The organism is Nonomuraea sp. CA-218870 (genome assembly GCF_050936535.1).
Lineage (GTDB): Bacteria > Actinomycetota > Actinomycetes > Streptosporangiales > Streptosporangiaceae > Nonomuraea > Nonomuraea corallina.
This window is the reverse complement of the sequence record NZ_JBNJMN010000001.1, coordinates 4,364,832-4,389,344: the sequence shown is the minus strand read 5'-3', so window position 1 is coordinate 4,389,344 and position 24,513 is coordinate 4,364,832. Positions and strand designations below refer to the sequence as shown.

Below are 24,513 nucleotides of genomic sequence, written 5' to 3'. Positions count from 1 at the left end.
CCCGTCACCCTGTCGCGTCGTCGAGCACGGCCTTGAGAGACGCCTCCAGGATGTCCACCCCGGCGTGCAGGTCGTCCTCGCTGATCGTGAGCGGCGGGGCGATGCGGAAGATGCCCCCCATCCCGGGCAACTGGACGATGTTCATGTGCAGGCCCCGTTCGAGACAGGCCGTGGTGACGGCGTTGCCCAGCGCGTCGGCGGGCGCCTTGCTCGTCTTGTCCTTCACCAGCTCGATGCCCTGGAGCAGGCCACGGCCGCGGACGTCGCCGACGACCTCGTACCTGTCGTGCAGCGCCCGCAGCCGGTCGGCGAGCAGGCCGCCCAGCTCCGCGGCGCGCGCGACGAGGTTCTCGCGCTCGATCACGTCGAGGACGGTCAGCGCGACGGAGGCCGCCAGCGGGTCGGAGACGTGCGTGGTGTAGAAGAGGAACCCCCGCTCGTGGCAGGTCCGCTCGATCTCGGCGCTGGTGAGGACGGCCGCCACCGGCAACCCGGCGCCGAGGGTCTTCGACAGCGTCAGGATGTCGGGGGTGACCCCGTCGCGCTCGAACGCGTACATCGTCCCCGTACGGCCCAGGCCCGTCTGCGCCTCGTCGAGGATGAGCAGCATGCCGCGTTCGTCGCACATCTCCCTCAGCCGGCGCAGGTAGCCGGGCGGCAGCTCGATGATCCCGCCCGACGACAGGACGGGCTCGATGAGGCAGGCGGCGAGACTGCCGGACGACTGCTGGTCGACCAGGGCGAAGCCGAAGGCGAGCTCGCTCTCCCAGTCGTGCGACCCGTCGGCTGAGCGGAACGGCGACCGGTAGGCGTTCGGGGCGGGCAGGGCCAGGTTCCCCGGCATCGGCGGGCCGTAGCCGCGACGCCCGGCCGAGAAGGTCGCCGACGCCGCCCCCTGGGTCATGCCGTGCCAGGAGCGGTCGAAGGAGACGATCTCGTAGCGGCCGGTGAAGAGCTTGGCCATCTTGATCGCGGCCTCGTTGGCCTCCGCGCCCGTGGTGAGCAGCATCATCTTGCCCAGCTCAGGGGGCAGGGTCGCGGTGAGCCTGGCGGCCAGGTCCAGCACCGGAGCGCTGAGCATGCCGCTGAACAGATGGTCGAGCGACGCGACCGCCGAGGAGACCGTCGCCACGATGTCAGGGTGCGCGTGGCCGAGGATGGCGCTCATCTGTCCCGAGGTGAAGTCGAGGATCGGCGTGCCCTGCCGGTCGAAGACATGCGCGCCGGAGGCGCGTTCGATGACCCGCGGGGTGAAGGCGCCTCCGTAGCGGATCAGCAACCGGTCCGCCTCGTCCCAGAAAGTCTTGTCCATCAGCCACCCCTTCTGCCGACCGCCGGATGCCCTATCTTCGACCGGCCGTACGAGCCGTAACAAGCGGGATGACCGCTTGACCCGTACCCCGGGGTACGGGTTTAGGGTCTGGCTGTGCGAGTGGGAGAGCTGGCCGTGCGGGCCGGGGTGACCATACGGGCGTTACGTTATTACGAGGCCGCCGGGCTGGTGGTGCCGACGCGGCTGGCCAACGGCTATCGCGACTACGATCCGCGGTCCGTCCGGCTGGTGGCGGAGATCCGTGCGCTGACCGGGCTGGGTCTGTCGGTGGAGGAGACGCGGCCGTTCGTGGAGTGCCTGGCCAGTGGGCACGGCGCGAGCGACGAGTGTCCCGCGTCGCTGGCCGCCTACCGCCAGGTGATCGACCAGCTTTCGGAGCGGATCGCCTCGTTGACGCGGCGGCGGGACGCACTGGCCGCGCACCTGGAGTCCGCGGCCAACCGGGCGGTCGCCCCGGCCACGGCCGTCGAGCTGACGGAGTTCCCCGCTCCGGCCGACGACGGGGCCGCGGACCATCTGGCCGGGACGGCGATGCCCGGCGTGCGGTTGCCGACCACCGGCGGGACGACGATCCGGCTGGACGAGCTCGGCGCGGGGCGGACGGTGCTCTACGTGTATCCCCTGAGCGGTCGTCCCGGAGTGGACCTGCCGGAAGGATGGACGAGCATTCCGGGCGCCAGTGGTTGCACGCCGCAGGCGTGCGGCTTTCGCGATCACTACGACGACCTGCGCGCGGCCGGCGCCGAACGGGTGTACGGGGTGTCCTCGCAGCCGAGCGACTACCAGCGGGAACTCGTCGACCGGCTGCGGCTGCCGTTCGCGATGGTGTCGGACGAAGCCTTCGGCCTGCGGGACGCGCTGCGTCTCCCCACGTTCGAGGCCGGTGGCCTGACGCTCTACCGCCGGCTCACCCTGATCGTGAAGGACGGGATCATCGAGAAGGTCTTCTACCCGGTGTTCCCGCCGGGGCGGCATGCCGCAGAGGTGCTCGACTGGCTGGAGGAGCGGCGATGACCACGGTGGCCTGGCTCGGACTCGGCGCGATGGGCTCCCGGATGGCTCTCCGGCTCGTACGCGCGGGCCACGAGGTGGTGGTGTGGAACCGCTCGCGGGCCCGAGCCGAGGAGCTCGCCGGCGCGCGGGTGGCCGCCACTCCCGCCGACGCCGTACGGCACGCTGACCTGGTCGTCTCGATGCCGGCCGGCCCGACCGCCGTGAGAGAGGTCGGCCCGGCGATCGCCGCGGAGGCCCGCGCCGGGACCACGGTGATCGACATGTCGACCATCGGACCTGACACGGTGACCTGGCTGCGCGACGAACTGCCCGACGGGGTCACCCTGCTGGACGCCCCGGTGCTCGGCAGCGTGGCCGAGGCCGAGGAGGGGACCCTGACCCTGCTGGTCGGCGGGCCGGACGACGCCGTCGCGCGATGGACACCCCTGCTCTCCGAGCTGGGCCGCCTGGTCCACCTGGGGCCGTCGGGAGCCGGTGCGGCGGCCAAACTGGTGGCCAACAACGCCCTCATCGGGACCCTCGGCGTGCTCGCCGAGTCGCTGAGCCTGGCCGACGGCCTCGGGCTCCCCCGCGACGTCGCCTGGCAGGTCCTCGGCCTGACCCCGCTGGCGGACCAGGCCCGGCGACGCCGGCCCGCGATCGACTCCGGCTCCTACCCGCCCCGCTTCGCCCTGTCGCTGGCGTTGAAGGACGCCGGCCTCATCGTCGCCGCGGCCGAGAACGCCGGCCGGCGGATGCCGCTCGCCCGTGCCGGCCGTGCGTGGCTCGCCGAGGCCGACGCGGCCGGCCGGGGAGGCGAGGACTACACCGCGCTCCTCGGCCACATCCTGGGCGAAGATCAGCGGTGACGGTCCGCGCGGTCGTGTTCGACCTGGACGGCACCCTCGTGGACACCATGGCCGCGGCCCCGCAGGCCTACGCCGCCACCGTCCGCAGCCTCGGAGGGCCTCGGGTCTCCCCCGGTCAGATCGTCGAAACCTGGCACATCGGGCCTACCCCGACCGTGCTACGGCACTTCCTGGACAGGGACATCACCGATGACGACCTCTCCTGCTTCTACGACCACCTCGCCTCGTCCGTCGCCGGTGTCCGCCCCTTCCCGGGAGTGGTGCCCATGCTCGACACGCTCAGGAGAAAGGGATGCGGCCTGAGCGTCGTCACCGCCGCGACCAGACGCGCCGCCCTGTGCACGCTGAACGCGACACGCCTGGAGTCCTACTTCCCCGTGCTCGTCTGCGGTGACGAGGTGAGCCGGCCGAAGCCCCACCCCGAAGGACTCCTGCGAGCCTGCCTGCTCCTGGGCGTCACCCCCACCGACGCGATCTATGTCGGTGACTCCGAGGTGGATCTCCACTGCGCTGTCGCCGCACGGGTGCCCGGTGTCCTCGCGGGTTGGGGCGGCTCAGCCGTACGAGCCCGCACGGTGGCGCGGCACCCGCACGACGTCGTCAACGCGGCCGGGCGCTGACGGGCTCGGGTACGTGAGCGCCGCGGGTCGTCCCCTCCGGCGCCGGGCGGTCAGCAGGGCCTGAGACGCTCGGCAGGCCACCGGGCAGGCGGAGGCAGGGATCTTGCGACGGACTTCCTCACTCGGCTGTGTGGGTGAGGATCGCGTCGGCCAACTCCTGGTGGGTCTCCGGCGGCAGCGTGTGCCCCATGCCCGCCACGATCATCAGCCGCGCTCCCGGGATCTGTTCGGCGATGATCGCACCGTGACCCGGTTTGACCGGCTCGTGGCTGCCCTCGATGACCAGCGTGGGCGCCTTCACCCGGTGCAGTACCCCCACCGGCTCGAAGTCGGGGCCGGCCGCCGCGGCCAGCCGGTGGTTGGCCGCCGTCGACAGGTCGCGGGCCCGGTCGTAGACGCGTTCCTGCAGCCGGCGGGCCGCGTCCTCGTCGAACGGCAGCCCGGTGCCGTGCAGCACGCGCTGCTCGGCGATCATGCCGTCGATCAGCGCGCGGCGGTCCTGGGCGGGCGGGGCGGTCATCAGCGTACGGAAGAACTCCACGAACTCCGGCTTCGGCTCCGGCAGGCTCCCCTCGGGCTGCGGCTGCCCCGTCAGTGCCCGCAGGAGCACCTCGCCCTCGCCGCCGCCGAGCGGCGAGGAGGCGATGACGGTCAGCGACCGCACCCGCTCCGGCGCCTCCACGGCGATGAGCTGGCCGAGCAGCCCGCCCGCCGAGTGGCCCACCAGGTGGGCGCTGTCCAGTCCGTGGGCCTCCATCACGCGGTAGACGTCGTTCTTGATGTCGTCCCACGTGTACGGCTCGGCCGCGAAGTCGACGGTGCCGGACCTGCCGGTGTCGCGGTGGTCGTACCGGATCACCCTGCGGCCTCCGGCGGTCAGCCGGCCGACGAGCTCGTCCGGCCACAGGATGCCCTGCGACATCGAGCCCATGATCAACAGGATCGGCGTGTCCGTCTCAGCGCCGAACTCTTCGCTCCAGATGGTTACGTCATGCATGACTCAGAGCATGCCGTCCCGGGCTACGGGCGCCTTCTGTAGAACTACCAGCCGCGCCAGCTCCGTACGGGTGCCGATGCTCAGCTTCGGATAAATCTTGTACAGGTGGTACTCGACCGTGCGAGGGCTCAGGAAGAGCTGCGCGGCGATCTGCTTGCTTGACAGCCCGTCCGCGACCAGGCCGGCGATGCGCAGTTCCTGCGGGGTCAGCGCGTCGAGCACGCTGGGGGGCGGGGCGCCGCCGCTCTCGCCCGCCGCCCGCAGTTCCTCCTGCGCGCGCCGCGCCCACGGCCGGGCGCCGGCCCGTTCGAAGGTCTCCCACGCCATCCGCAGATGCGCTCGCGCCTGACCCGGCCGCTGCGCGCGGCGCAGGCGCTCACCCAGCAGCATGGCGGTCCTGGCGGCCTCGAACGGATTGGTGTGCAGCCGCAGCGCCTCGCCGAAAGCCTCCTCAGCCGATTCGGTCAGGCCCCGGCAGCGGGCCAGCAGCGCGCGCGACTCGGGCGTCGCGGCGTGCTCGGCCGACTGCTCGTAGACCGAAAGCGCCGCCCGCGCGCCGGCCTCGTCGCCCGCGCCCACCGCTGCCTCGATCCGATCCGGCATCGCCCGCCACGCCACGTTCGGATGCCCAGCGCCCGGCCCCGCCACCGCGATCGCCTGGAAACGGTCGTGCGCCGGCACGTAGCGGCCCAGGCACAGCTCCAGCATCGCCAGCGCGTACGCGGCGACCCCCGCGCGCAGTCCCACCCGGTGCGGCAGGGCGATGGCCAGCGCCTCCCGGGCCAGCCGTTCGCAGGGCTCCTCCTCGCCACGCAGGGCCGCCAGCACCGCGAGGTTGGCCAGGTGCGCGGCCACCGTGTTCTCGTACCCGGCCTCCCGCGCCACTGCCAGACCCTCCTCCGAGACGGCCTGGCTGTGCGCGAGCCGCCCGGCGAGGCGGTCGGCGGTCGCCACGAACTCCAGCACGACGGGCAACTGCCCGGTCATCCCCGACACCCTGGCCACGTGACCGGCCCGGGTGGCCAGCTCGGTGGCCAGGTCCCACTCACCCAGCGTGCTGGCCGCGGACGTGGCCCACAGGTAGCCCGCCGCGTCCCCCAGCTCGTCGACCCGCGCCAGTGCCCGCCGCAGCAGGCCGGGACCGGTGGCGTCGCCGTCCAGAGTCAGACCGATCCCGGCGACCGTGTCCCGCAGGAATCCTTCGGGGTGCGCGGCCGCCCTCCGGCCGAGCCCGACCATGGCCGCCGTGTCGCCGACATACGAGGCCGCCTCCATAGCGTCGGCCAGCATGTCCAGGCTGTCGCCCGCCGCCAGGATCCGCACGGCCTCGGCGGCGTTGCCCGAGTTCAGCTCGAACCGGCCCCGGAGCTGGGCGAGCTCCATCGCGAGCGTGACGTCCCCGCCGGCCCCTTCGCGTGCCTCGGCCAGCAGCGATTCCGCCTGTCCCGGCCGGCCACCGAGCCAGGCCGCCACGGCGGCGTCCTTCAGCCGGACGGCGCGGGCGCCCGGCTCGGGGGTCAGCTCGGCGGCCCTGGTGAGGGCGACGGCGGCGGCGCCGTACCCGCCACGGTCACGAGCCCGCCCGGCAGCCTCCGTCAGAGCGGCGGCGACCGGCTCGGCCCGGCCCAGGGCGGCTCCGGCCAGGTGCCAGGCCCTCCGGTCGCCCGCCGTCAGCTCCGCCAGGACGGCGTGCGCGTGGCGGACCTCGGCGGGGGCGGCCGCCTCATGGATCGCGGATCGCATGAGCGGGTGACAGAAACGCACGCCGGTGCCCGACACCTCGGCCAGCCCGCTCTCCTCCAGTTCGGCGAAGGCCGCCGCCACCGACCCGGGCGTCAGCCGCTCGGCGGCACGCAGGACCACCGCGAGGTCGGTCTCGACGGCGGCGAGCAGGGCGACCAGCCGGGCGGGGGCCGACAGCGCGGTCACCCGGTCACCGAAAAGCCGGGCGCCGCCGGGCAGCGGGTCGGGCAGCGGCTCGCGGCCGGCGAGCTGCGCGGGCGTCAGCCGGGCGGCGATCTCGTCCAGGGCCAGGGGGTTCGCCCCGGTCAGCGTGATGAGTTCCCGTCTCACCAGGGCGGACAGCGGCCCGTGCCGGGACTCCAGCAGCTCGGCCGCGGCGTTCTCGGGCAGGCCGGGCACCTCGACCGTCGACGGCACGCCCTTGACGGGAGCGTCGCCGCGGACGGCGAGCAACATCGCGATCCGTTCGGTGCCCAGCCGCCTGGCGGCGAACAGCAGCGCGTCGGCCGAGGCCCGGTCGGCCCATTGGAAGTCGTCGACCACGCAGATCAGGCCCTCCGGGTCGGCGGCCTCGGCCAGCAGCGACAGTACGCCGGCGCCCAGCAGGAAGCGGTCGCCCGTTCCGCCGGCAGCCTGCCCGAGGGCCGCTCGCACGGCGTCGCGCTGCGGGCCGGGCAGCGCGTCGAGCGATCCGGCCACCGGCCGCAGCAGCTGGTGCAGCGCCGCGAACGCCAGGTCCGACTCGGACTCGACGCCGCCGGTCCGCAGCACCCGCATCGCCCCGCCCCGCGCGGTCGCCGCGTCGAGCAGGGCGGTCTTGCCCGCGCCGGCCTCACCCCGGAGCACCACCGCCCCGCCGCGGCCATGGCGAGCCTGTGCGATCACCTCGTCGAGCGCACTGATTTCCGCATATCTGCCGTAAAGCACAGAAATCCACTGTAAAGGGGTCATCGCCGTGGCCGCGCAGGCCGCCCGCCGGACGCCGCTCGCCCGTGCGAGCCGTGCCTGGCTCGCCGAGGCCGCCGGGCCGCGGCGGGTCAGGGCGCGGGGTGGACGAGGGCGACGCGCAGGATCCGATCGTCGCCGGCGCGGGCCGGGGTGCCTCCCCAGGTCGCACCGTCGGTGTTGGAGGTCGTGATCCACAGCGAGCCGTCGGGCGCCGGCTCGACCGTGCGGATCCGTCCGTAGCGTTCGAAGAAGTAGGCGACGGGGTCGCCGTCCGCCCGGGGGCCGTCGACGGGCAGGCGCCAGAGCCGCTGCCCGCCGAGCGCACCCATCCAGACGGCCCCGCCCGTGACGGCGATGCCGGACGGGGAGGCGTCGTCGGGATGAAGGGTGAAGACGGGGCGTTCGCCGTGCCCGCCGTCGCGGCCTTCGGACTCGGGCCATCCGTAGTCGCGTCCAGGGCGCAGGACGTTCAGCTCGTCCCAGGTGCGATGGCCGAGCTCGGAGGCGTACGCGGTGCCGTCGGGGCCGAACGCGATGCCCTGCACGTTGCGGTGGCCGCTGGAGTAGACGACGGTCCCGGAGGGGTTGTCCGGCGGTACGGACCCGTCGGGGCGGATCCGCAGGATCTTGCCGTTCAGTGACCTGTCGTCGGCCGCGTTCTCGGGCGAGAAGGCGTCACCGGTGCCGATCCAGAGGTTGCCGTCCGGTCCGAAGCGCAGCCGCCCGCCGTGATGGCGGTCGGCGGTTTCGATGCCGTCCAGGACCACCCGGTCCTGGCGCAGGGAGCGCAGATCAGGGGCGAGACGCAGCGCCACGACGCGGTTGGTGGGCGAGGACGACACGTACGCGTAGACGGTGCGGTCCTGCGCGAAGGACGGTGAGGCGGCCAGCCCGAGCAGGCCGCCTTCCGCGCTCGCCTCGACGCGGGGAACCGTGCCGATCGGCTCGGGGTCGCCGCCCTGCCGGATGCGCAGGACGCGGGCCGACGACCGCTCGGACACCAGGGCCGAGCCGTCGGGGAGGAACGTCAGGCCCCACGGCATGGCCAGGTCGCGGGCGATCTCGGTGACCTCTCCGGGGACCAGGCCGCGCGTGAGGTTCTGTGACGCGGAGGGCTCCGGCGCCGCGCATCCCGGCAGCGAGACCAGGAGGCAGAGGGCGGCGGCGGCGCCGAGGCGGCGGGCGCGGGAGCTGATCGTTCGGGTCATGCGGCCGCGCCGTTGACGAAGACGGTCTGGCCGTTGACCCAGCGGCCGGGGCCGGCCAGGAAGGCGACGACCTCGGCGATGTCCTGCGGGGTGCCGAGCCGGTTCATCGGGCTCAGACCGGCGATCCGGTCGATGACCTGCTGTGGCTTGCCGTCGAGGAACAGGTCTGTGGCCGTCGGGCCCGGCGCCACCGCGTTGACCGTGATGTCACGCTCGCCCAGTTCCTTGGCGAGGATCGGGACGAGGGCCTCCACCGCCCCCTTGCTCGCGGCGTACGCGCCGTAGGCCGGGTGGTGCAGGCGGGTGACGCTGGTGGAGAAGGCGACGATGGCGCCCCCTGGCCGGACCCGGCGCGCGGCCTCCCTGGCCATGACGAACGTGCCCCGCACGTTGACGCGCAACTGCCGGTCCAGCTCGGCCAGGTCCAGCTCGCGTACGGGTCGCAGCGCCATCACGCCGGCCGCGTTGACCACGACGTCCACGGGGCCGAGCCGCTGCTCGACGGCGTCGAACGCGGCGGCGACCTCGGTCTCCTCGGCCACATCGGCCCGCAGCGCGATCCCGCGGGCTCCGGCCGCCTCGATCTCGGCGACGGCCCGGTCCGCCTCCTCGGTGTTGGACGCGTACACGACGGCGACGTCCTGTCCCGCGCCGGCGAGCCGGGAGGCGACGGCGCGGCCGATTCCCCTCGACCCCCCGGTGACGATGGCGACGCGCGATGTGGTGCTCATGACTCCCCCTAGCTTCACGCGCTAACGGCTATATGTTAGCGACGATTTATCGACGCTATCACAAATCTGTTAGCGATAGCGGGAGGACGCATCGATCAGGTTTCCGCGTCGTGGCCGTCTGTACAGGTGAGACTGACTCACGGAGGTTGACACGATGCGGAAACTGATCTTCGCCATGAACGTGGCCCTGGACGGCTACATCGCCGCGGCCGGCGACGACATCGGCTGGAGCGGGCCGTCGAGCGACGAGCTGTTCCAGTGGTGGCTCGAGCGGGAGCGGGCGAACGAGCTGCTGCTGTACGGGCGCAAGCTGTGGGAGACGATGAGCTCCTACTGGCCGACCGGCGAGCAGCAGCCCGACGCCACCCCGGCGCGGATCGAGTTCGCGCGCAACTGGCGGGACACGCCGAAGGTGGTGTTCTCCTCGACGATCGACAAGGTCGACTGGAACACCCGCCTGGTCACCGGCGACGCGGTCGCCGAGATCACCCGGCTCAAGGCCGAGGACGGCGGCCCGATGGCCATCGGCGGCGCGACGCTCGCCGGGGCGGCCATGCGGGCCGGGCTGATCGACGAGTACGCCCTGGTCACCTACCCGGTCCTGGCGGGCGGCGGCACGCCGTTCTTCACGACGCTGGACAACTGGGTGAACCTGAACCTGGTGGAGACGCGGACGTTTCCCGGCGGCGTGGTGCTGACCCGCTACGAGACGAGGCGATGAGCACGGCGTGAGGCCGGGTCGACATCCCTCCTGGCGTGCTCACCGCGACCCTCGGCCCTCGCCGGCCGGGGTGCTCATTCCGCGGTGACATCGGCGACGACGGACAGCGTCGGCGGCAGGCCCAGCCAGGGCCTGCCGGTCGCGTCGAACCCGGTGAGCTCGGCGATCTTCCCGTCGACGACGTGCAGGACCGCGACGGCGAACAACCGGTACTCCGGGTCGTCGGGGGCGCGGAGGTACAGCACGGCGGCGGGCATGCGGTTGAGCGTCGTGGTGACGCAGCGCCAGTCGTCGTGGCCGCTCTGGAAGAGCCCGCCGGACACCCAGCCGTCCACCGCTTCCTCGGCCGTCATGACCAAGGTGCCCGGATCGGGCATCATCGCGAACCGCAGGTCGTCGCGTAGCAAGGACATCAGCCCGTCGAGGTCGTTGCGTTCATGGGCGTCGATGTACGACTTCACCACGCCGCGCTCGTCATCCGACAGCTCGTGGGTGGCGGGACTGCGCCAGTCGAGGCGGCGGCCGGGCAGTCGCCGGCGCATCGTCACCCGGGCCCGCTGCAGCGCGCTGGTCACCGACGCGACGGTCAGCCCGAGCGCGTCGGCGGCCTGCGACGCCGGCCAGCCGAGAACGTCGCGCAGAATGAACACCGCCCGCTGCCGCGGCGGCAGGTGCTGGACGGCGACGATGAACGCCAGCTCGATCGTCTCCCGCGCCACCGCCGATTCCTGCGGGTCCTCGGGGAGCATCCGGTCGGGGTACGGCTGCAGGTGCGGCACCTCGGAGCCGGGGTCCGGCAGCTCGAACGGCACAGGGGTGCGATCGTTGCGCTTGTCCAGGAAGTCCAGGCAGGCGTTCGTCGCGATCCGGTACAGCCAGGTCCGCAGGGTCGCGTCGCCCCTGAACGACTCCCGCTTGTGCCACGCCCGCAGGAACGTCTCCTGCGTCAGGTCCTGCGCGTCCTCGTAGTTCGCGAGCATCCGGTAACAGTGCACCTGCAGCTCACGCCGGTGGCGCTCCGTGATGAGCGCGAACCGCGCCGCGTCGCCTGAGCGGACCGCCGCGATGAACGCGGCCTCGTCGGCGCCCGGAGGTCTGGCGTCGGTCATGGTCATCCATCCTTCCACCGGTACGGGAGAGCTAACAGAACTGACGACGCGGCGGAGGATCACTGATCGGTGGCACCGCGGGCCGGCGCTTGAAGGGCGTCCTGTGATCGTCCGTACGGCGCCGTACTGTGATCAATTTGAGGGCGTCTTCCTTTGTCCTCGTCGGAGGGCAAGCTGTATCGGCGGGTGGTCTCCAGGCGGGCGTGGCCCAGGATCTCGGCGACCAGGACCAGGTCGGTCTTGCCGAGCGTGTGGCCAAGGACGTGCGCCGAACGACTGGCCTTGCGTGTCGGCCTGGCTCCTTGACGGCACAAATCTTGAAAACAGCGCCACGAGCCTGTGGTGCGTGTTGGATGCGGCCGAGCCGGTGCAGCTCTTGACCCTCACGTGACGTCAGGCGGCATAGTCGGTGCCCGTGGAGGATCACTGGACCGTGGGACGCGTGGCCGAACTGGCCGGCGTGAGCGTCCGCACGCTACATCACTATGACGAGATCGGGCTCGTGCGTCCGTCGGCGCGGACCGCGGCCGGGTACCGGGCCTACTCGGCGGGCGACGTGGAGCGGCTCAGGGAGGTGCTGGCCTACCGGCGACTGGGCTTCGGGCTGCGGGAGGCCGCGGAACTGGTCGGCGACCCTTCCACCGACGCGGTCGCGCACCTGCGCCGGCTGCGCGGCCTGGTACTGGAGCGGCGTGATCGCACTGACGCCATGTTGGCGGCCATCGACAGGGAACTTGAGGCACGGGCGAAAGGGCTGAAGGTGACGCCGGAGGAGCAATTGGAGATGCTCGGTGCACGGCTGTACGAGGCGATCGGCGGCGCCTACACCGCGACACGGCGTACCGAGCCTCGGATCGCCGCCCAGATCTGGGACGCGCTCGGGGACGCGCAGACGGTGCTGAACGTCGGGGCCGGCACCGGCTCCTACGAGCCTGCTGATCGCGACGTGACCGCGGTGGAGCCATCGGCGGTCATGCGGGAACAGCGGCCTGCCGGCTCGGCGCCGTGCGTGGCCGCCGCCGCGGAGAGCCTGCCGTTCGAGGACCGCTCTTTCGACGTCGCGATGGCCGTCTCCACCGTTCACCACTGGGAGGACCCGATAGCGGGGCTGCGCGAGATGCGGCGCGTGGCCCGACGCGTGGTGGTGCTCACGTTCGACACCGACGAACCTGGATGGCAGGACCGGTTCTGGCTTACCCGCGACTATTTGCCCGAGTTCGCCGCCGTCCTCGCAGGATTTCCCTCGCTTGCTGGGATGCTCGACGCGATCGGCGCCCGCGCTGAGCCGGTGCCCATCCCGTGGGACTGCGCTGATGGCCTGTTCGAGGCATACTGGCGCCGACCGGCGGCGTATCTGGAGGATCACGTGCGCCGTGCGATGTCGGTGTGGACGAGGGTCGGGCCTGAGGCCGAGCAGCGGGCGGTGCGAAGCCTCAGCGACGACCTCGACTCCGGCCGGTGGGCCGAGCGCAACAGCGACCTCGCGGACCTCGATGCGGCAGATCTAGGCCTCCGCCTGCTCATATCTTGAATGGACGCCGGACGCGATCCTTGACCCGGTGCTGGGAAGCGGCGAGCACATCAGAGCCATCTCCGCGGCCGCCGGACGCCATGGCAGCATCCCGGCCAGCTCGACCTTCGGCGTTGTCGCTCATCTCCGGCGCCCAGTTCATCTCCGCCAGGCTTGGCGAGTACGCCGCGCAGTTCGCGCTCGGAGATGGTCCCTTCACGGTCTCGCCGCTCTGGCGTGTTAATTTTCTTTGACATCATGTCCGCCAAGCTTTACTTTGGGCAATGTCGGCTTTGTTTTACATGAGGAGCGGGCATGGCCTTCGAGGAGAAGCGCGCCTGGGTGATGATCGTGGTCACCGTGGTCGCGTACGCGATCTACGTGACGACCGTCCTGAGCAGGGCGGGCGGCGGCCCGCTCGCCGACGTCGCCTACGCGGGAGTCCTGCTGTGGACCATCGGCGGCGCCATCGTCGCGGCGATCGTGGCCAACATCGCGATGGCCATCACGGGCGGCCACGGCGCCGACCGCACCGACGAGCGCGACCGTGAGATCAACCAGGTAAGCGAGCGCATCGGACAGTCGTTCGTCGTCATCGGCGGGCTCGCCGCGTTGATCATGGCCGTCGCCGAACTGCGCCACTTCTGGATCGCCAACGCCGTCTACCTGGCGTTCGTGCTGTCCTCGGTGCTCAGCTCGGTCGCCAAGATCATGGCCTACCGGAAGGGCGGCTTCCAGACGTGGTGAAGCCGACGCGGGTCACCAACACGATCCGGGCCCTGCGGTTCGCGCACGGCGAGATGACCCAGGCCGAGCTGGCCGACCGGGTCGGCGTCACCCGCCAGACCATCATCGCGATCGAACAAGGGCGCTACTCCCCCTCGCTGGAGATGGCGTTCCGCATCGCCCGGGTGTTCGGCGTCGGACTCGACGACGTCTTCCAGTACCCCGACACAGAAGGAGACCCATCATGAAGGCGATCGTCCAGGACGAGTACGGCCCGCCGCACACGATGCACCTCGGCGAGGTCCCGATCCCGGCGCCCGGGGCCGGCGACGTGCTGATCCGGGTGCGCGCGGCCGGCGTCGACTACGGCGTGTGGCACCTCATGACCGGGCTGCCGCTCATCGGCCGCCTCGGCTTCGGCCTGCGCCGGCCGCGCAACCGCGTGCCCGGCATGGACGTGGCCGGAGTCGTGGAGTCCGTGGGGGCCAAGGTGACCGCGTTCCGGCCCGGCGACGAGGTGTACGGCGCGGGGACCGGCACGTACGCGCAGTTCGCGCTCGCCCGCCCCAGCAAGCTCGCCCGCAAGCCCGCCAACCTGAGCTTCACCGAAGCGGCGGCCGTCCCCGTGTCAGGGGTGACCGCGTTACAGGCCGTCGGCCAGGTCACCGAAGGCGAAAAGGCGCTGATCATCGGCGCCGGCGGCGGAGTGGGCAGCTTCGCGACGCAGCTCGCGGCCGCCGGCGGCGCCCACGTCACCGCCGTGTGCAGCACGGCCAAGGCCGACCTCGTCCGGTCGCTGGGCGCCAAGGCCGTCATCGACTACACGCGTGAGCCGCTCACCGGGACGTACGACCTGATCGTCGACATCGCGGGCCTGCGGCCGATGGCCCAGCTGCGCGGACTCCTCGCCGAGCGCGGCCGGCTGGTCCTCGTCGGCGGTGAGGGCGGCGGCCGGTGGTTCGGCGGGCTCAGCCGGATGCTGACCGTCCGGCTGAGGGCCCCGTTCACGCGCCAGCGCCTGGACGCGCCGATCTCGCTGACCCGGACCGCCGACCTGGACGCGCTGCGCGACCTCATCGAGTCCGGAGCCGTGCGACCGGCCGTCGGGCGCACGTACCCGCTGGCGCAGGCCGCCGCCGCGGTGCGTGACCTGGCGGCGGGCGACGCGCCCGGCAAGCTCGTCATCACGCTCGACTGAGCCGAGATGGGCACCGTGAGCGATGTGGAAGGCCGCTCTACCAGCCCCGGACCCTGCTCTCGGCGACTCGTTCACGCCTGAACCTCATGGCCGGCAGGTCTTCGTCCCCGGTCGCGGTTCCGTCGATGGAGCTGATCAGGTACGCGGACTCCTCAGCTGTCGGGGTGCACCATGAGCAGGACGGCCCGGTTGTGGGCGGCGTGACCCTGGTACTGGTGCGGGCGGGCGGCATCGAACCGGATGGAGTCGCCTTCGGCCAGGTCGGTGAGGGAGTCGGCGGGTCCGATGGTGACCCGTCCACTGGTGAGCACGAGGCACTCTTCGACGCCGGGCAGGTGGGCGTCGGAGTGCTGGGGGTTCTGGCCGATGGCGATGTCGTAGACCTCCACGGTGCCGCGCAGCCTGATGCGGTGAAGGAGTCGCGCGCTCACCGCGTCGCCCTCGATCCTCGGCCGGCTGTCACCGACGCGTACCACCTCGACCGTCGGGGCAGCCGTTTCCAGCAGCTCGCCCAGGGACGCCTTCAGCGCGGTGGCCAGGGCCCACAGGGTGCTCAGGGTCGGGTTGCCCTGGCCCTGCTCGATGCCGTGCAACGTGGTCTTGCTGATGCCGCTGGCTGACGCCAGGTCGGCCAGCGATATCCCGGCCGCCGTACGGAGCCGGTGCACGTTCTGCCCCACCACTTGCGCAAGATCCATGCGTATCAGCATAGTGATATGCCCGTACCAGCAAAAGGTTCGACGGCGGAGGCGACATGACAGTGACGCGGCTACGCGACATCCCGGGCATCGGTGTGGATGCCGTTGGTGACGCGGCCGACGCCGCAGGCGATCCGGATTTCCTGCGGCTGGAGAATCTCGACACCGACCTGCGTCCGCCCGCCGTCGCGCTCGCCGCCACCCATGCCGCCGTCGACGCCGACTCGGCCAACAGCTACCTGCCGTTCCAGGGGCACCGCTCACTTCGCGCGGCCGCCGCAGCGCATGTCGGCCGCGTCTCCGGGCACGCGTACGACGCCGACATCCAGTGCGTCAGCGTGGCCGGCGGGCTCAACGGCATCCTCAACACGCTGCTCGCGACCGTGGAGAACGGGCAGGAGGTCGTGCTGTGCGATCCCATCTACGCCGGCCTGGTCAACCGAGTCCGGCTCGCGGGCGGCATCCCCCGCTTCGTCCCCGCACAGCCCACCGCGGGCGGCTGGACCATCGACCCCGAACGACTCGCCAAGGCCGTCGGACCCGGCACGGCAGCGGTTCTGATGATGGGACCGGCGATGCCGACCGGCCTCGTCCTGGACGAGCGCCACTGGTCCGCCCTCGCCGACGCCTGCGAACGCCACGACGCCTGGTTGATCTACGACGCGGCCATGGAACGCATCCGCTTCGACGGCCGCCCTCCCAGTCATCCGGCCGCCCACGAGGGACTGGCCCGGCGCACCATCACTGTCGGCTCGGCCTCCAAGGAGCTGCGGCTCATCGGCTGGCGCGTCGGCTGGGTCGTCGGGCCTGCCCCCATCATGGCCGACATCCGCCTCGTCGGTCTGACCAACGTCGTCTGCCAGGTCGGCCTGGGCCAGCAGGCCGTGGCCGCCGCGCTGGACGCCCCCGACGCCGAGGCCGACGTCGCCGCCGCCACCGCCGAATGGCAGCGGCGCTGCGAGACGGTTCTGGACCAGCTTGCCGCCTACCCGGTCATCCGGCCGCACGGCGGCTGGTCACTTCTCCTCGACACCAGACCCCTGGAACTGACCGCCTCCGACCTGTCCCGGCGCCTGTTCGACCGGGCGAAGGTCGCGGCCACCCCCATGGACGGCTGGGGCCCGAGCGGGCGGCACTATCTGCGGATGGTCTTCGCCAACGAACCCGTCGAACGCCTCACCAGCCTCAGCGATCGCTTCCGCCTGGCCCTCTGATGACAGGCCAACGCCCCTGCTGATCATTTAGCGGATCAGGTGGTGAGCCGGGATGGACCGTGGTGCCGGACTGGGTGAGCAAGGCACGGGTGTGTCGGACCTGCCCGGGGGGCATCGCGGGTGGGCGGCCGAGTCGCACGCCACGAGCCTTCGCGGCCGCCGGGGGGTGTCGAGGGTTTCCTTCAGGGAGACGAGGGTGTCGCCGGGCCGTAGGTAGTCCAGGGCCTTGGCGAGCACTTCGCGGTCGGTGTTCTTGCCGCTCAGCTTGTCGGCGAAGATGCGGATGCAGCCGGCGGCTTCGAGTGCGCAGGTCTGTCGGTCGAGGCGCTGATCAGAAGGCGCCGTGACCTCAGAGCGGTCAGGCCGGGTCGGGTGCGCAGGCGGTTTCGGGTGACCGTCCGTCCTCGACTGTTGCGATGGGCTCGCCGACCAGATGTCGTAGCGCGCTCCGCAGTGCGGTCCGCGCTGAGGGGGCGAGGTCGGCCAAGAGCTGGTTCTCTATCGTCTCGATGTCGGCGCGGGCGGCTTTGAGGGCGCGGTCACCTTCGGGGGTGGCCTCGATGATGCGGGCCCTGCGGTCGGCGGGGTCGGGGCGGCGGCGCACCAGGCCGGCGTCTTCCAGTTCGTCGAGGATGAGGACCAGCTTGCTCTTGTCTACCGATACAGCCTGGGCGAGAGCGAGCTGAGTGCGGGCGGGGGCTTCGACGACGGCCACCAGCACCGTGTAGCCCCACAAGGTCATGCCGTGCCGGCGCACCGCGGCGGTCTCGGCGGTGGCCAGGCCTTGCTTCAGCCGCGCGAACAGCCAGTGCAGGTCCTGATGCAGCCCGCTGCCGGACGGTCCCTCGGATGCGGAAGCGTTGGCCATGCCGGTCATGATACCAGGACAAGATATTCTTGATTTACAACTATCTTGCTCTATATTGATTGTGATTCCAGACCATCTTGAGTGTGGGGCAATCTTGTGACGCATCTTCTGCATCTGGACGCCAGCGGACGCGGCGAGTCGTTCTCCCGCAGACTCGGCGAGACCTTCGTGGCCGACTGGCGGGCCGCCCACCCGGACGGCGTCTATACCTACCGGGACCTGGTGGCGGATCCGGTGCCGCCCATCGACGAGGACCGGGTCAGCCTCGCCACCCAGTCGTCCGTGAACGGGGTCCGCGACATCGAGACCATGGACCAGGTGGCCGCCGGCGCCCCCGGACTGATCAGAAGCTGGGCGGCCACCCGCCCGTTGGTGGAACAGCTTCTCGCGGCGGACGTCCTGCTCCTGGGCGTGCCGATGTACAACTTCACGGTGCCCGCCGCGCTCAAGGCATGGATCGACCGCGTGACCCTGCCCTGGCTGCCGCTCAAGGGAAAGTCGGCCGTGGTGCTGAGCGCGCGCGGTGGGGGCTACGGGCCGGGCACGCCCCGCGAGCAGTTCGACTTCCAGGAGCCCTACCTGCGCGCCTACTTCTCCGTGCTCGGATTGGACGACGTGGAGTTCGTCCATGCCGAGCTCACCCACGCCACGGTCATGCCCTTCCTCGCGCAGTTCCGCGACCAGCACGAGGCCTCCCACGCCGCGGCGCTCGACGCGGTGCGCAGCCTGGCGACCCGGGTGCGCGCCGAGACGCCGTCCTGACCACCATTCCCAAGCCCGTTAGCGAAGCGAAGACAGAAGGGCAACCCACACCATGAACACCGATCTCAGCGGCCGTGTGGTCCTGATCACCGGTGCGTCGACCGGCATCGGAGCGGCGACCGCCCGCGCCTACGGACGCGAAGGCGCCCGCGTGGCGATCACCTACCGCAACCACCCCGACAGCGCCGAGAAAGTGGCCGCCGACGTCGAGGCCTCTGGCGGGCAGGCGCACATCGTCCGGCTCGACCTCGAAGACCTGCCCACCATAGACCGCGCCGTCGCGAGCGTCGTTGAGCGCTGGGACGGGATCGACGTTCTCGTCGCCAATGCCGTGCGCTGGGGCGGCGACGGTCCGCCTGACCCCAGCCTCCGGTTCGAGGACGTGCCGCTGCAGGAGTGGGACGCCATGATCAGCGCTAACTTGATCGGAACGGCGGCAACGGTTCGTGCCGTCCTGCCCGGCATGCGCACCAAAGGCTGGGGCCGGGTCGTGCTGATCTCGTCGAGTGTCGCAGAAGAGGGCCTGCCCGGGCCGGGCCCTTACGGCACCGCCAAATCGGGTCTGTACGGCCTGGCCCGCAGCCTGGCCTGGAACGGCGGCCGGGACGGGATCCTGGTCAACGTCGTGGCGCCCGGCTTCACCCTCACCGACAGCCGCCCCGACATCCCGGCGTTCGTCACCGACGCCCTCGCCGCCGCCACCCCCACCCACAGGCTCTCCACATCCGACGACGTGGCCAATCTCATCGTCTTTCTGGGCTCGGGAGCCAACGGCAACCTCACCGGCGAGGTGATCCGGGACGGCTCCGCCGCCGCCCGAGCCCCGCACATCGGTGGATAGCGGACCCACATCAAGGCGCTCCCCCACCCCTGGCAGGGCGATCGCGTCGCCCGTCGTCACACGTGAGGGTCCCGGTCCACGCTTCAGCTATTCGGCGTTGCTAAGTACCAGTAGTCAGTGATACTTTATACCGGTAGTCAGCGTCACCGAGTAGCTGGAGCGTGGATGTCCCATGGGCGCCACGCCGAGACAGGGCTCACAAGGTCGAGAACTGTAGGTGAGGACACTCATGATGGAGCAAGACAACCGTGCGCCGAGGCGCCGACACACCATCTTCCGGCCGGTGGCGGTCACAGCGCTGGCGGCCGGGCTGCTGGCCGGGACGATCGCGCCCGCGGTGGCGGTCACCGCCGACAACCGCACGGCCGTGTCGAGGGCCGTCGCCGGACAGGGTCGCCCGGAGCTGCAGAAGGCCATCCAGGCGTTCGTCGACGCCGGGTTCCTCGGGATACAGCTACGCGTGCACGATCAGCGAGGCGAGTGGGTCGGTAGTGCCGGGGCGCGCAAGCTGGGCACGAGCGCTGAGCCGCCGAAGAACGGGCATATCTGGGTAGGCAGTGTCACCAAGACCTTCGTCGCGACCGTGGTGCTGCAACTGGTGGCCGAGGGCGAGATCGGGCTGGACGACCCGGTGGCCGGCTACCTGCCCGAGCTCGGGCTGGACCGGCGGATCACCGTGCGCATGCTCCTGCAGCACACCAGCGGGCTGTTCAACTACACCGGCGACCTCGACCCCGACGGGACATGGGTGCCCGGTCTCCCTGCGGCGGGCAAGGAGTGGCTGGACAACCGGTTCCACTCCTACCGGCCACAGGAGCTGGTGCGGTTCGCGCTGTCCAAGCCGGCGAAGTTCGCGCCGGGGACGGACTGGAGCTACTCCAACACCAACTACACGCTGGCCAGGCTGCTGATCGAGAAGGTCACCGGCCATGCGTTCGACGCGGAGCTGAAACGGCGGATCGCCGGGCCGCTCGGGCTGAAGGGCACCGTGGTGCCGGGCAACCGGACACAACTGCCCAGGCCGTACGCCCGCGGCTACCTCCGCTACCAGGAAGCCGGCCAGTGGAAGGTGGCCGACGTCTCCCGCCAGAACAACTCACTGCTGGCGGGCGCCGGTGACATGATCTCGACCACCAAGGATCTCCAGACGTTCTTCTCCGCGCTGAACGGCGGCAGGCTCCTGCCGGCCAAGCTGCTGACGGAGATGCGCGAGCCGCACCCGAAGAGCGACCCCCTCTACGGGCGCTACGGCCTCGGCCTGTTCGTGAAGGACCTGGGCTCGGACTGCGGCAGCGTTCTCAACCACAACGGCAGCCCTCCGGCGGGCTACGCGGCGCTGATGTACAGCTCGCCCGACGGCAGCAAGACCCTGACCGCCTCGCTTACTGTCGGCGACGCCGCATTCGACCTCGCCACTTATCCCAAGCTGCTGGACGGGCTCGTCAAGGCGGCGTTCTGCGGCGGGCGGACCGCAAGCTGACCGGCCACGCCGTCGGCACGATGCCGGTGACAGCTCCGACGTCAGGTCCCCGGCGGCGTTCGACATCGGTTCTTTCCCAGGGCGGACGGCCCTCAGCGCGGCCGAAGGGAAGGCGGGTGGCCGTGATGCCACCTTGGGAGCGCCCTCCCCCGGGGCCTGCGCCTCAGCCTCGCCTCAGTTCGGCCGCGACCGCCCTTTCTCGCAGTTGCGCTGCCTCGGCGCGGGCCGCCTCCAGCTCGGCGCGCAGGTCGTCCACCCGTGACCGTTCGAGCCTCAGCTCCAGCAGCGCCTGGTCACGCTCCCGTACCGCGGCCGCGGCCTCCTTCTCGCCCCGTTCCCGCTCGCGTCGTGCGTTCTTCTCGGCCTTGGCCGTCTCAGCCTCGGCCGCCTTGCGCGCCCGGGACACCTCGACGTCGGCCGTGGCGCGCGCGTGCTCGGCCGCCTCCCGGGCCGCCGCCGCCTCGTTCAGGGCGATGGCGCGTTCCCGCTCGGCCACCGCCGCCGCGCGCTCGGCGCTCTCGGCACGCGCCACGGCGCGGTCGCGTTCCTGACCCGCCGCCTCCGCCCGGGCGATGGCCGCGGCGGCGTCGCGTTCGGCCTGCTCGCGGGCGCGCATGGCCGCCGCCTTCTCCTCGCGGGCCCGGTCACGCTCCTCCTCCGCCCGCTCGGCGTCCTTCCTGGCCTGTACGGTCCGCGCCTCCGCCTCCTCGGCCAGCGCCTCGGCCGCCTCGACCCGCTCGGCCAGTTCCCGAACGGCCTGGTCGCGGGCCCGCTCGGTCACCTCGGCCCGGTGGAACGCCTCGTCGGCGCGCCGCTCGGCCGCCTCCGCCCGCCGGCTCGCCTCCTCGGCCGCCTGGAGCGCCTGGCGTTCGGTGCTGGCCGCCTCCCGCAGCGCGGCCAGCGCCTGCTCGCGGGCGCGCTCGGCGTCGGCCAGCGCGGTGTCGCGCTCGGCCTCGGACTCCTCCACACGCGCCCGCATCTCCTGGGCCTGCCGCCGCGCGTGCTCGGCCGCCTCGCGCGCCAGCCGTACCTGCTCGAACGCCTGCTCGCGCTCGGTACGGGCGATGGCCACCCGGGTGTGGGCCTCGGCCTGAACGGCGCTGATCCGCGCCTCGACGCCCGCCGGGCTGAGCTCGTCGGCCAGCGCCCGCGCCAGCGGTTCGATGGCCGCGGACAGGCCGCTCTCCATCCGCTCGTACAACTGCTCGGCCCTGGCCAGGGCGCCTTCGAGCCCGGGGGTGGCCTTCCGCAGCTCGCGCTCCCGCTTGGCGGCGGCCTGGCAGTCGCCGTCAGGACAGTATTCCTTCGGCCTGCCCCGCCCTCGCCGCTGCTCGATCGGCGCACCACAGTGCTTGCAGGGCGTCACCATCGTGTCGGTCTCCGTCACGGCAAGATCGTAGCATTACTGATTTTCTAGAAAATAGGATTCAGAAAATCAGATCCGTTGCGCGGGGCGGCGAAGCGAGTTACTTGCGAGAAGGCAAGATTCCCGCAAGTAATCCTCTGAGGAAGGTCCGGGCTCCGAATCACGACCCTCGTCGGCAGTATCGGTGTCCGGTCGATCCGCGTGTGACGCACAGGCTGAATGCAGCAGGAGCGATGATCGAAACCTGTGGATCTGCCGGGAAGCGGTGTACGTTTCTGGACGCGCCAGGAGGCTGGCTGATGACCGTCTGGGCGTACGCACGAGTCTCGACGCGTGGCCAGAACCCGCAGCTCCAGCTCGACGCCCTGGCGGCCAGCGGCTACGACGAACTGGTCATGGAAAAGGCGTCGGGCAAGCGTGGCGTCGCGCGACCGGCCTGGGAGGCGCTCTGATCTGACCACCAAGGAGGTGCGTGGTCCCGATCAGCTCACCCGCCCGCTAGGGGACGTTCCGTTTGGCCGGCCCTGCTCGCCACCGCCGTGGCCGGGCTCACCAGCATCCTCCCGTCGCTGGGGTTCACCGTGCCGCTCGACGTCCCGCAGGTCGATCCGGCCGTCTCCCCGCTGTGGTTCACCGTTGCTGCGTGGTCTCGGCCGGGCTGCTGTGGTGGCTGCGCCTCGCCCGCGGCGTGTGGGCCTCACCCCCGTCGACGGCCCGGAGCTCGGGTCGCCGTCACCAGGGGCAAAGTAGCGCCGAGCAACCATCGCTACTCTTTGTGGTTGCGAGGTTGGTCATCTCAGTGTCGAATAACGAACGATTCTCAACACCACAGCCGAAAGGCCCCGGACCGCCCCCACCTGCCTGCGCGATCTGTTGAAAAACGTGTTGAGAAATCTGAGTGTTCAGCAAGTACGTCCACACCCTTTTCTCTACACTTTCGGGTCATGGAGCCCCTCGCCGAGCCCGTGCTGCCCTACCCCACGCTCGGAACGACTGCATCTTGTGCCGTGAGATGGACGCCGACTTCGAGATCGTGGAGGAGGCGCTGGCACCACCGTCGTGGACACCGGGCCGCCCACCTCGCCGGTTCTGCCAGGGGTGCATCGGCCGATGGATGGTCACCCAGGCCGCCTTCGGTCGCGGCAACCAAACCTCTCCCGGTGAGCCGTTCACGGTGACCGTCACCATGCTCACCCCCGGCGGCTCGTGGTGAACACCATGGCCAAGAACCTCGCGCTTCCCGAAGGCCCGCTGCTGCAGGGATCTCTCGGCGAGGACCCGCTGGCGGCCGAACCTTCGGGCCCCTCGGGAGCGCTCGTCGGCTACGCCCGCGTATCCACCCGCGGCCAACTCCTGGACCGCCAGCTCACCGCTCTCACCGCGGCGGGCTGCCTGCGCATCTTCGCCGACAAGAAGTCCGGCAAGAACGCCGAGCGGGAGGAGCTGTGGAAGGCGCTGGACTACCTGCGGTCCGGCGACACCCTCGTGGTGCCCTCGCTGGATCGGCTGGGCCGCTCCCTGCAGGACCTCATCTCCATCGTGGCCGGCCTGCGCAAGCGCGGCGTCGGCTTCCGCTCCCTGCACGAGGCGCTGGACACCACCACCCCCGGCGGGCGGCTCGTGTTCCACGTCTTCGCCGCGTTGGCGGAGTTCATCCGCGAGCTCATCGTGGAGGGCACGCACGAGGGCCTGGCCGCCGCCCGCGCCCGCGGCCAGCGTCTGGGACGCCCGCCGGCGATGACGCCTGAGCAGATCCGTCACGCTCGAGACCTGCTCACCCGGCCGGAGAACACCGTCTCCTCGATCGCCCGCCTACTCGGCGTCAGCCGTTCCACGATCTACAAGTACGTTCCCGATCTCGTGACAGGCCGCCCTGCCGTCGAACCGCCAACAGTGCGCGCCGAATTGGAAGCGGGTAGCTGATATCCCAGCTCAGGGCCTATTTGGCGGCTGGTGCCACGGTGGTTAACGGCACCCCTATGCCCAGGCCGGGGTGGACCTGATCGCGGCTGAGGCGGGAGTGGCCAAGGCCACCGTGTACAGCCACTTCGGCGACAAGGAGAACCTGCTCCGCGAGGCCGTCTCCGCCTCTGCCGACCAGGCACTGGTCGACAACCTGGCCGCGGTCGACCGGCTCACCGACTGCGGCACCGACCTTCGCGCCACCCTGGAAGATGTCGGCCTGCGCCTGCTCCAGTGCTACTGCGACGACCGATCCTGGGCGCTACGCCGGCTGCTCTCCGCTGAGATCAACCAGTTCCCCGACCTGCTCGACATCCACACCCGGGCGGTTGACCGTATCACCGAAACCCTGGCCGACCGGCTCGCGCGCCTCACCGTCGCTGGATGCCTGCATACGCCGGATCCAGTCCTGGCCGCCGAACAATTCTTTGCCTTGCTGTGCGGCCCGATGGACAAACGAGCACGACTCGGCACCCGGGGCGTCGCCGACACCGAACGGCGTGCCCTCTCGTGCGCCGCCGTCCACACCTTCCTGCAGGCATTCGCCTCGGCGCCCACCGAAATCACCTGATGATGCAGGCAGCAACATCGAACAGCGATCTTCCCTTCCGTCCAC

Annotated in this window: 26 protein-coding genes and 1 pseudogene; 17 read left to right on the top strand and 10 right to left on the bottom strand. The window is 71.2% G+C overall.

Annotated elements, in window-relative coordinates:
• Positions 1–4: 4 nt before the first annotated feature.
• Positions 5–1,312 (bottom strand): aspartate aminotransferase family protein, encoded by a 1,308-nt coding sequence (locus tag ACQEUU_RS21300; RefSeq protein ID WP_433068433.1) that lies wholly within the window; start codon positions 1,310–1,312, stop codon positions 5–7.
• 114 nt (positions 1,313–1,426) lie between these two features.
• Between ACQEUU_RS21300 and ACQEUU_RS21295 the strand changes: the two genes are divergently transcribed.
• From ACQEUU_RS21295 to ACQEUU_RS21285, 3 genes are read left to right on the top strand one after another with little or no spacing between them, the layout of a single operon-like run.
• Positions 1,427–2,347, top strand: coding sequence for a MerR family transcriptional regulator (locus ACQEUU_RS21295; protein WP_433068432.1), 921 nt, complete (start codon positions 1,427–1,429; stop codon positions 2,345–2,347).
• Positions 2,344–3,195 (top strand): NAD(P)-dependent oxidoreductase, encoded by an 852-nt coding sequence (locus tag ACQEUU_RS21290; protein WP_433068430.1) that lies wholly within the window; start codon positions 2,344–2,346, stop codon positions 3,193–3,195. Before ACQEUU_RS21295 ends, ACQEUU_RS21290 begins: the two co-directional genes overlap by 4 nt.
• Positions 3,192–3,815 (top strand): HAD family hydrolase, encoded by a 624-nt coding sequence (locus ACQEUU_RS21285; RefSeq protein WP_433068428.1) that lies wholly within the window; start codon positions 3,192–3,194, stop codon positions 3,813–3,815. Before ACQEUU_RS21290 ends, ACQEUU_RS21285 begins: the two co-directional genes overlap by 4 nt.
• A 118-nt stretch (positions 3,816–3,933) precedes the next feature.
• On the opposite strand, the gene ACQEUU_RS21280 is transcribed toward ACQEUU_RS21285, so the two are convergent.
• The 4 genes from ACQEUU_RS21280 to ACQEUU_RS21265 all read right to left on the bottom strand — a co-directional run bounded on the left by ACQEUU_RS21280 (position 3,934) and on the right by ACQEUU_RS21265 (position 9,442).
• Positions 3,934–4,812: an alpha/beta fold hydrolase gene (locus ACQEUU_RS21280; protein WP_433068427.1), complete on the bottom strand. Its 879-nt coding sequence runs from the start codon at positions 4,810–4,812 to the stop codon at positions 3,934–3,936.
• 3 nt (positions 4,813–4,815) lie between these two features.
• Entirely contained in the window at positions 4,816–7,506 is a 2,691-nt protein-coding gene (locus tag ACQEUU_RS21275; RefSeq protein ID WP_433068425.1) for an ATP-binding protein, read from the bottom strand.
• Positions 7,507–7,592: 86 nt separating this feature from the next.
• Positions 7,593–8,711, bottom strand: coding sequence for a PQQ-dependent sugar dehydrogenase (locus ACQEUU_RS21270; protein ID WP_433068423.1), 1,119 nt, complete (start codon positions 8,709–8,711; stop codon positions 7,593–7,595).
• The gene (locus ACQEUU_RS21265) at positions 8,708–9,442 is read right to left on the bottom strand and encodes an SDR family oxidoreductase (RefSeq protein WP_433068422.1); all 735 of its coding nucleotides are present in this window, start codon (positions 9,440–9,442) and stop codon (positions 8,708–8,710) included. The genes ACQEUU_RS21270 and ACQEUU_RS21265 overlap by 4 nt, the downstream gene beginning before the upstream one ends.
• Before the next feature lie 154 nt (positions 9,443–9,596).
• Between ACQEUU_RS21265 and ACQEUU_RS21260 the strand changes: the two genes are divergently transcribed.
• Positions 9,597–10,163 (top strand): dihydrofolate reductase family protein, encoded by a 567-nt coding sequence (locus tag ACQEUU_RS21260; protein WP_433068420.1) that lies wholly within the window; start codon positions 9,597–9,599, stop codon positions 10,161–10,163.
• A gap of 74 nt (positions 10,164–10,237) precedes the next feature.
• On the opposite strand, the gene ACQEUU_RS21255 is transcribed toward ACQEUU_RS21260, so the two are convergent.
• On the bottom strand, positions 10,238–11,272 hold the full coding sequence (locus tag ACQEUU_RS21255; RefSeq protein WP_433068418.1) for an RNA polymerase subunit sigma-70: 1,035 nt from the start codon (positions 11,270–11,272) through the stop codon (positions 10,238–10,240).
• 442 nt (positions 11,273–11,714) lie between these two features.
• On the opposite strand from ACQEUU_RS21255, the gene ACQEUU_RS21250 reads away from it, so the two are divergent.
• From ACQEUU_RS21250 to ACQEUU_RS21235, 4 genes are all read left to right on the top strand, one after another.
• Positions 11,715–12,803 carry a MerR family transcriptional regulator gene (locus ACQEUU_RS21250; protein ID WP_433068417.1) on the top strand — a complete coding sequence of 363 codons (1,089 nt, stop codon included), beginning with the start codon at positions 11,715–11,717 and terminating at the stop codon, positions 12,801–12,803.
• A gap of 294 nt (positions 12,804–13,097) precedes the next feature.
• Positions 13,098–13,529 (top strand): hypothetical protein, encoded by a 432-nt coding sequence (locus ACQEUU_RS21245; protein WP_433068415.1) that lies wholly within the window; start codon positions 13,098–13,100, stop codon positions 13,527–13,529.
• Positions 13,523–13,756, top strand: coding sequence for a helix-turn-helix transcriptional regulator (locus ACQEUU_RS21240; protein ID WP_408638158.1), 234 nt, complete (start codon positions 13,523–13,525; stop codon positions 13,754–13,756). Before ACQEUU_RS21245 ends, ACQEUU_RS21240 begins: the two co-directional genes overlap by 7 nt.
• The gene (locus ACQEUU_RS21235) at positions 13,753–14,706 is read left to right on the top strand and encodes an NAD(P)-dependent alcohol dehydrogenase (protein WP_433068412.1); all 954 of its coding nucleotides are present in this window, start codon (positions 13,753–13,755) and stop codon (positions 14,704–14,706) included. The genes ACQEUU_RS21240 and ACQEUU_RS21235 overlap by 4 nt, the downstream gene beginning before the upstream one ends.
• 152 nt (positions 14,707–14,858) lie before the next feature.
• Here ACQEUU_RS21235 and ACQEUU_RS21230 read toward each other — a convergent pair whose 3' ends face one another.
• On the bottom strand, positions 14,859–15,404 hold the full coding sequence (locus tag ACQEUU_RS21230; protein ID WP_433068411.1) for a helix-turn-helix domain-containing protein: 546 nt from the start codon (positions 15,402–15,404) through the stop codon (positions 14,859–14,861).
• A 56-nt stretch (positions 15,405–15,460) separates the two neighbouring features.
• Here ACQEUU_RS21230 and ACQEUU_RS21225 point away from each other — a divergent pair, with 56 nt between their 5' ends.
• A complete protein-coding gene (locus tag ACQEUU_RS21225; RefSeq protein ID WP_433068409.1) occupies positions 15,461–16,618 on the top strand; it encodes a pyridoxal phosphate-dependent aminotransferase in 1,158 nt (385 codons plus the stop codon).
• Between the two features lie 27 nt (positions 16,619–16,645).
• On the opposite strand, the gene ACQEUU_RS21220 is transcribed toward ACQEUU_RS21225, so the two are convergent.
• Both ACQEUU_RS21220 and ACQEUU_RS21215 read right to left on the bottom strand, forming a co-directional pair.
• Positions 16,646–16,897 (bottom strand): hypothetical protein, encoded by a 252-nt coding sequence (locus tag ACQEUU_RS21220; protein WP_433071923.1) that lies wholly within the window; start codon positions 16,895–16,897, stop codon positions 16,646–16,648.
• Positions 16,898–16,976: 79 nt separating this feature from the next.
• The gene (locus tag ACQEUU_RS21215; protein ID WP_433068407.1) at positions 16,977–17,486 is read right to left on the bottom strand and encodes a MarR family winged helix-turn-helix transcriptional regulator; all 510 of its coding nucleotides are present in this window, start codon (positions 17,484–17,486) and stop codon (positions 16,977–16,979) included.
• A 96-nt stretch (positions 17,487–17,582) separates the two neighbouring features.
• On the opposite strand from ACQEUU_RS21215, the gene ACQEUU_RS21210 reads away from it, so the two are divergent.
• The 3 genes from ACQEUU_RS21210 to ACQEUU_RS21200 all read left to right on the top strand — a co-directional run bounded on the left by ACQEUU_RS21210 (position 17,583) and on the right by ACQEUU_RS21200 (position 20,569).
• Positions 17,583–18,248, top strand: coding sequence for an FMN-dependent NADH-azoreductase (locus ACQEUU_RS21210; protein WP_433068405.1), 666 nt, complete (start codon positions 17,583–17,585; stop codon positions 18,246–18,248).
• Positions 18,249–18,300: 52 nt separating this feature from the next.
• A complete protein-coding gene (locus ACQEUU_RS21205; RefSeq protein WP_433068404.1) occupies positions 18,301–19,089 on the top strand; it encodes an SDR family NAD(P)-dependent oxidoreductase in 789 nt (262 codons plus the stop codon).
• Between the two features lie 283 nt (positions 19,090–19,372).
• Entirely contained in the window at positions 19,373–20,569 is a 1,197-nt protein-coding gene (locus tag ACQEUU_RS21200; protein ID WP_433068403.1) for a serine hydrolase domain-containing protein, read from the top strand.
• A 163-nt stretch (positions 20,570–20,732) separates the two neighbouring features.
• Here the strand turns inward: ACQEUU_RS21200 and ACQEUU_RS21195 are convergent, their stop codons facing one another.
• Entirely contained in the window at positions 20,733–21,956 is a 1,224-nt protein-coding gene (locus tag ACQEUU_RS21195; RefSeq protein ID WP_433068402.1) for a hypothetical protein, read from the bottom strand.
• A gap of 278 nt (positions 21,957–22,234) precedes the next feature.
• Between ACQEUU_RS21195 and ACQEUU_RS21190 the strand changes: the two genes are divergently transcribed.
• From ACQEUU_RS21190 to ACQEUU_RS21170, 5 genes and pseudogenes are all read left to right on the top strand, one after another.
• Entirely contained in the window at positions 22,235–22,387 is a 153-nt protein-coding gene (locus ACQEUU_RS21190) for a recombinase family protein (RefSeq protein WP_433068400.1), read from the top strand.
• Positions 22,388–22,947: 560 nt separating this feature from the next.
• Positions 22,948–23,148, top strand: a complete 201-nt coding sequence (locus ACQEUU_RS21185; protein ID WP_433068398.1) for a hypothetical protein — start codon at positions 22,948–22,950, stop codon at positions 23,146–23,148.
• 5 nt (positions 23,149–23,153) lie between these two features.
• Positions 23,154–23,858 (top strand): recombinase family protein, encoded by a 705-nt coding sequence (locus ACQEUU_RS21180; protein ID WP_433068396.1) that lies wholly within the window; start codon positions 23,154–23,156, stop codon positions 23,856–23,858.
• A 61-nt stretch (positions 23,859–23,919) separates the two neighbouring features.
• Positions 23,920–24,003: pseudogene (locus tag ACQEUU_RS21175) on the top strand (TetR family transcriptional regulator); the annotation flags it as partial.
• Positions 24,001–24,468, top strand: a complete 468-nt coding sequence (locus tag ACQEUU_RS21170) for a TetR/AcrR family transcriptional regulator C-terminal domain-containing protein (RefSeq protein WP_433071921.1) — start codon at positions 24,001–24,003, stop codon at positions 24,466–24,468. The pseudogene ACQEUU_RS21175 and the gene ACQEUU_RS21170, both read left to right, overlap by 3 nt.
• Positions 24,469–24,513: the final 45 nt, after the last annotated feature.

Bases quoted from the DNA above. Each gene is read 5' to 3' on its own strand.
- ACQEUU_RS21180 (WP_433068396.1), top strand. From the start codon at position 23,154: ATGGCCAAGAACCTCGCGCTTCCCGAAGGCCCGCTGCTGCAGGGATCT.
- ACQEUU_RS21265 (WP_433068422.1), bottom strand. From the start codon at position 9,442: ATGAGCACCACATCGCGCGTCGCCATCGTCACCGGGGGGTCGAGGGGA.
- ACQEUU_RS21275 (WP_433068425.1), bottom strand. From the start codon at position 7,506: ATGACCCCTTTACAGTGGATTTCTGTGCTTTACGGCAGATATGCGGAA.
- ACQEUU_RS21190 (WP_433068400.1), top strand. From the start codon at position 22,235: ATGACCGTCTGGGCGTACGCACGAGTCTCGACGCGTGGCCAGAACCCG.
- ACQEUU_RS21260 (WP_433068420.1), top strand. From the start codon at position 9,597: ATGCGGAAACTGATCTTCGCCATGAACGTGGCCCTGGACGGCTACATC.
- ACQEUU_RS21290 (WP_433068430.1), top strand. From the start codon at position 2,344: ATGACCACGGTGGCCTGGCTCGGACTCGGCGCGATGGGCTCCCGGATG.
- ACQEUU_RS21245 (WP_433068415.1), top strand. From the start codon at position 13,098: ATGGCCTTCGAGGAGAAGCGCGCCTGGGTGATGATCGTGGTCACCGTG.
- ACQEUU_RS21205 (WP_433068404.1), top strand. From the start codon at position 18,301: ATGAACACCGATCTCAGCGGCCGTGTGGTCCTGATCACCGGTGCGTCG.
- ACQEUU_RS21270 (WP_433068423.1), bottom strand. From the start codon at position 8,711: ATGACCCGAACGATCAGCTCCCGCGCCCGCCGCCTCGGCGCCGCCGCC.
- ACQEUU_RS21225 (WP_433068409.1), top strand. From the start codon at position 15,461: ATGACAGTGACGCGGCTACGCGACATCCCGGGCATCGGTGTGGATGCC.
- ACQEUU_RS21215 (WP_433068407.1), bottom strand. From the start codon at position 17,486: ATGGCCAACGCTTCCGCATCCGAGGGACCGTCCGGCAGCGGGCTGCAT.
- ACQEUU_RS21300 (WP_433068433.1), bottom strand. From the start codon at position 1,312: ATGGACAAGACTTTCTGGGACGAGGCGGACCGGTTGCTGATCCGCTAC.
- ACQEUU_RS21230 (WP_433068411.1), bottom strand. From the start codon at position 15,404: ATGGATCTTGCGCAAGTGGTGGGGCAGAACGTGCACCGGCTCCGTACG.
- ACQEUU_RS21255 (WP_433068418.1), bottom strand. From the start codon at position 11,272: ATGACCGACGCCAGACCTCCGGGCGCCGACGAGGCCGCGTTCATCGCG.
- ACQEUU_RS21185 (WP_433068398.1), top strand. From the start codon at position 22,948: ATGGACGCCGACTTCGAGATCGTGGAGGAGGCGCTGGCACCACCGTCG.
- ACQEUU_RS21280 (WP_433068427.1), bottom strand. From the start codon at position 4,812: ATGCATGACGTAACCATCTGGAGCGAAGAGTTCGGCGCTGAGACGGAC.
- ACQEUU_RS21235 (WP_433068412.1), top strand. From the start codon at position 13,753: ATGAAGGCGATCGTCCAGGACGAGTACGGCCCGCCGCACACGATGCAC.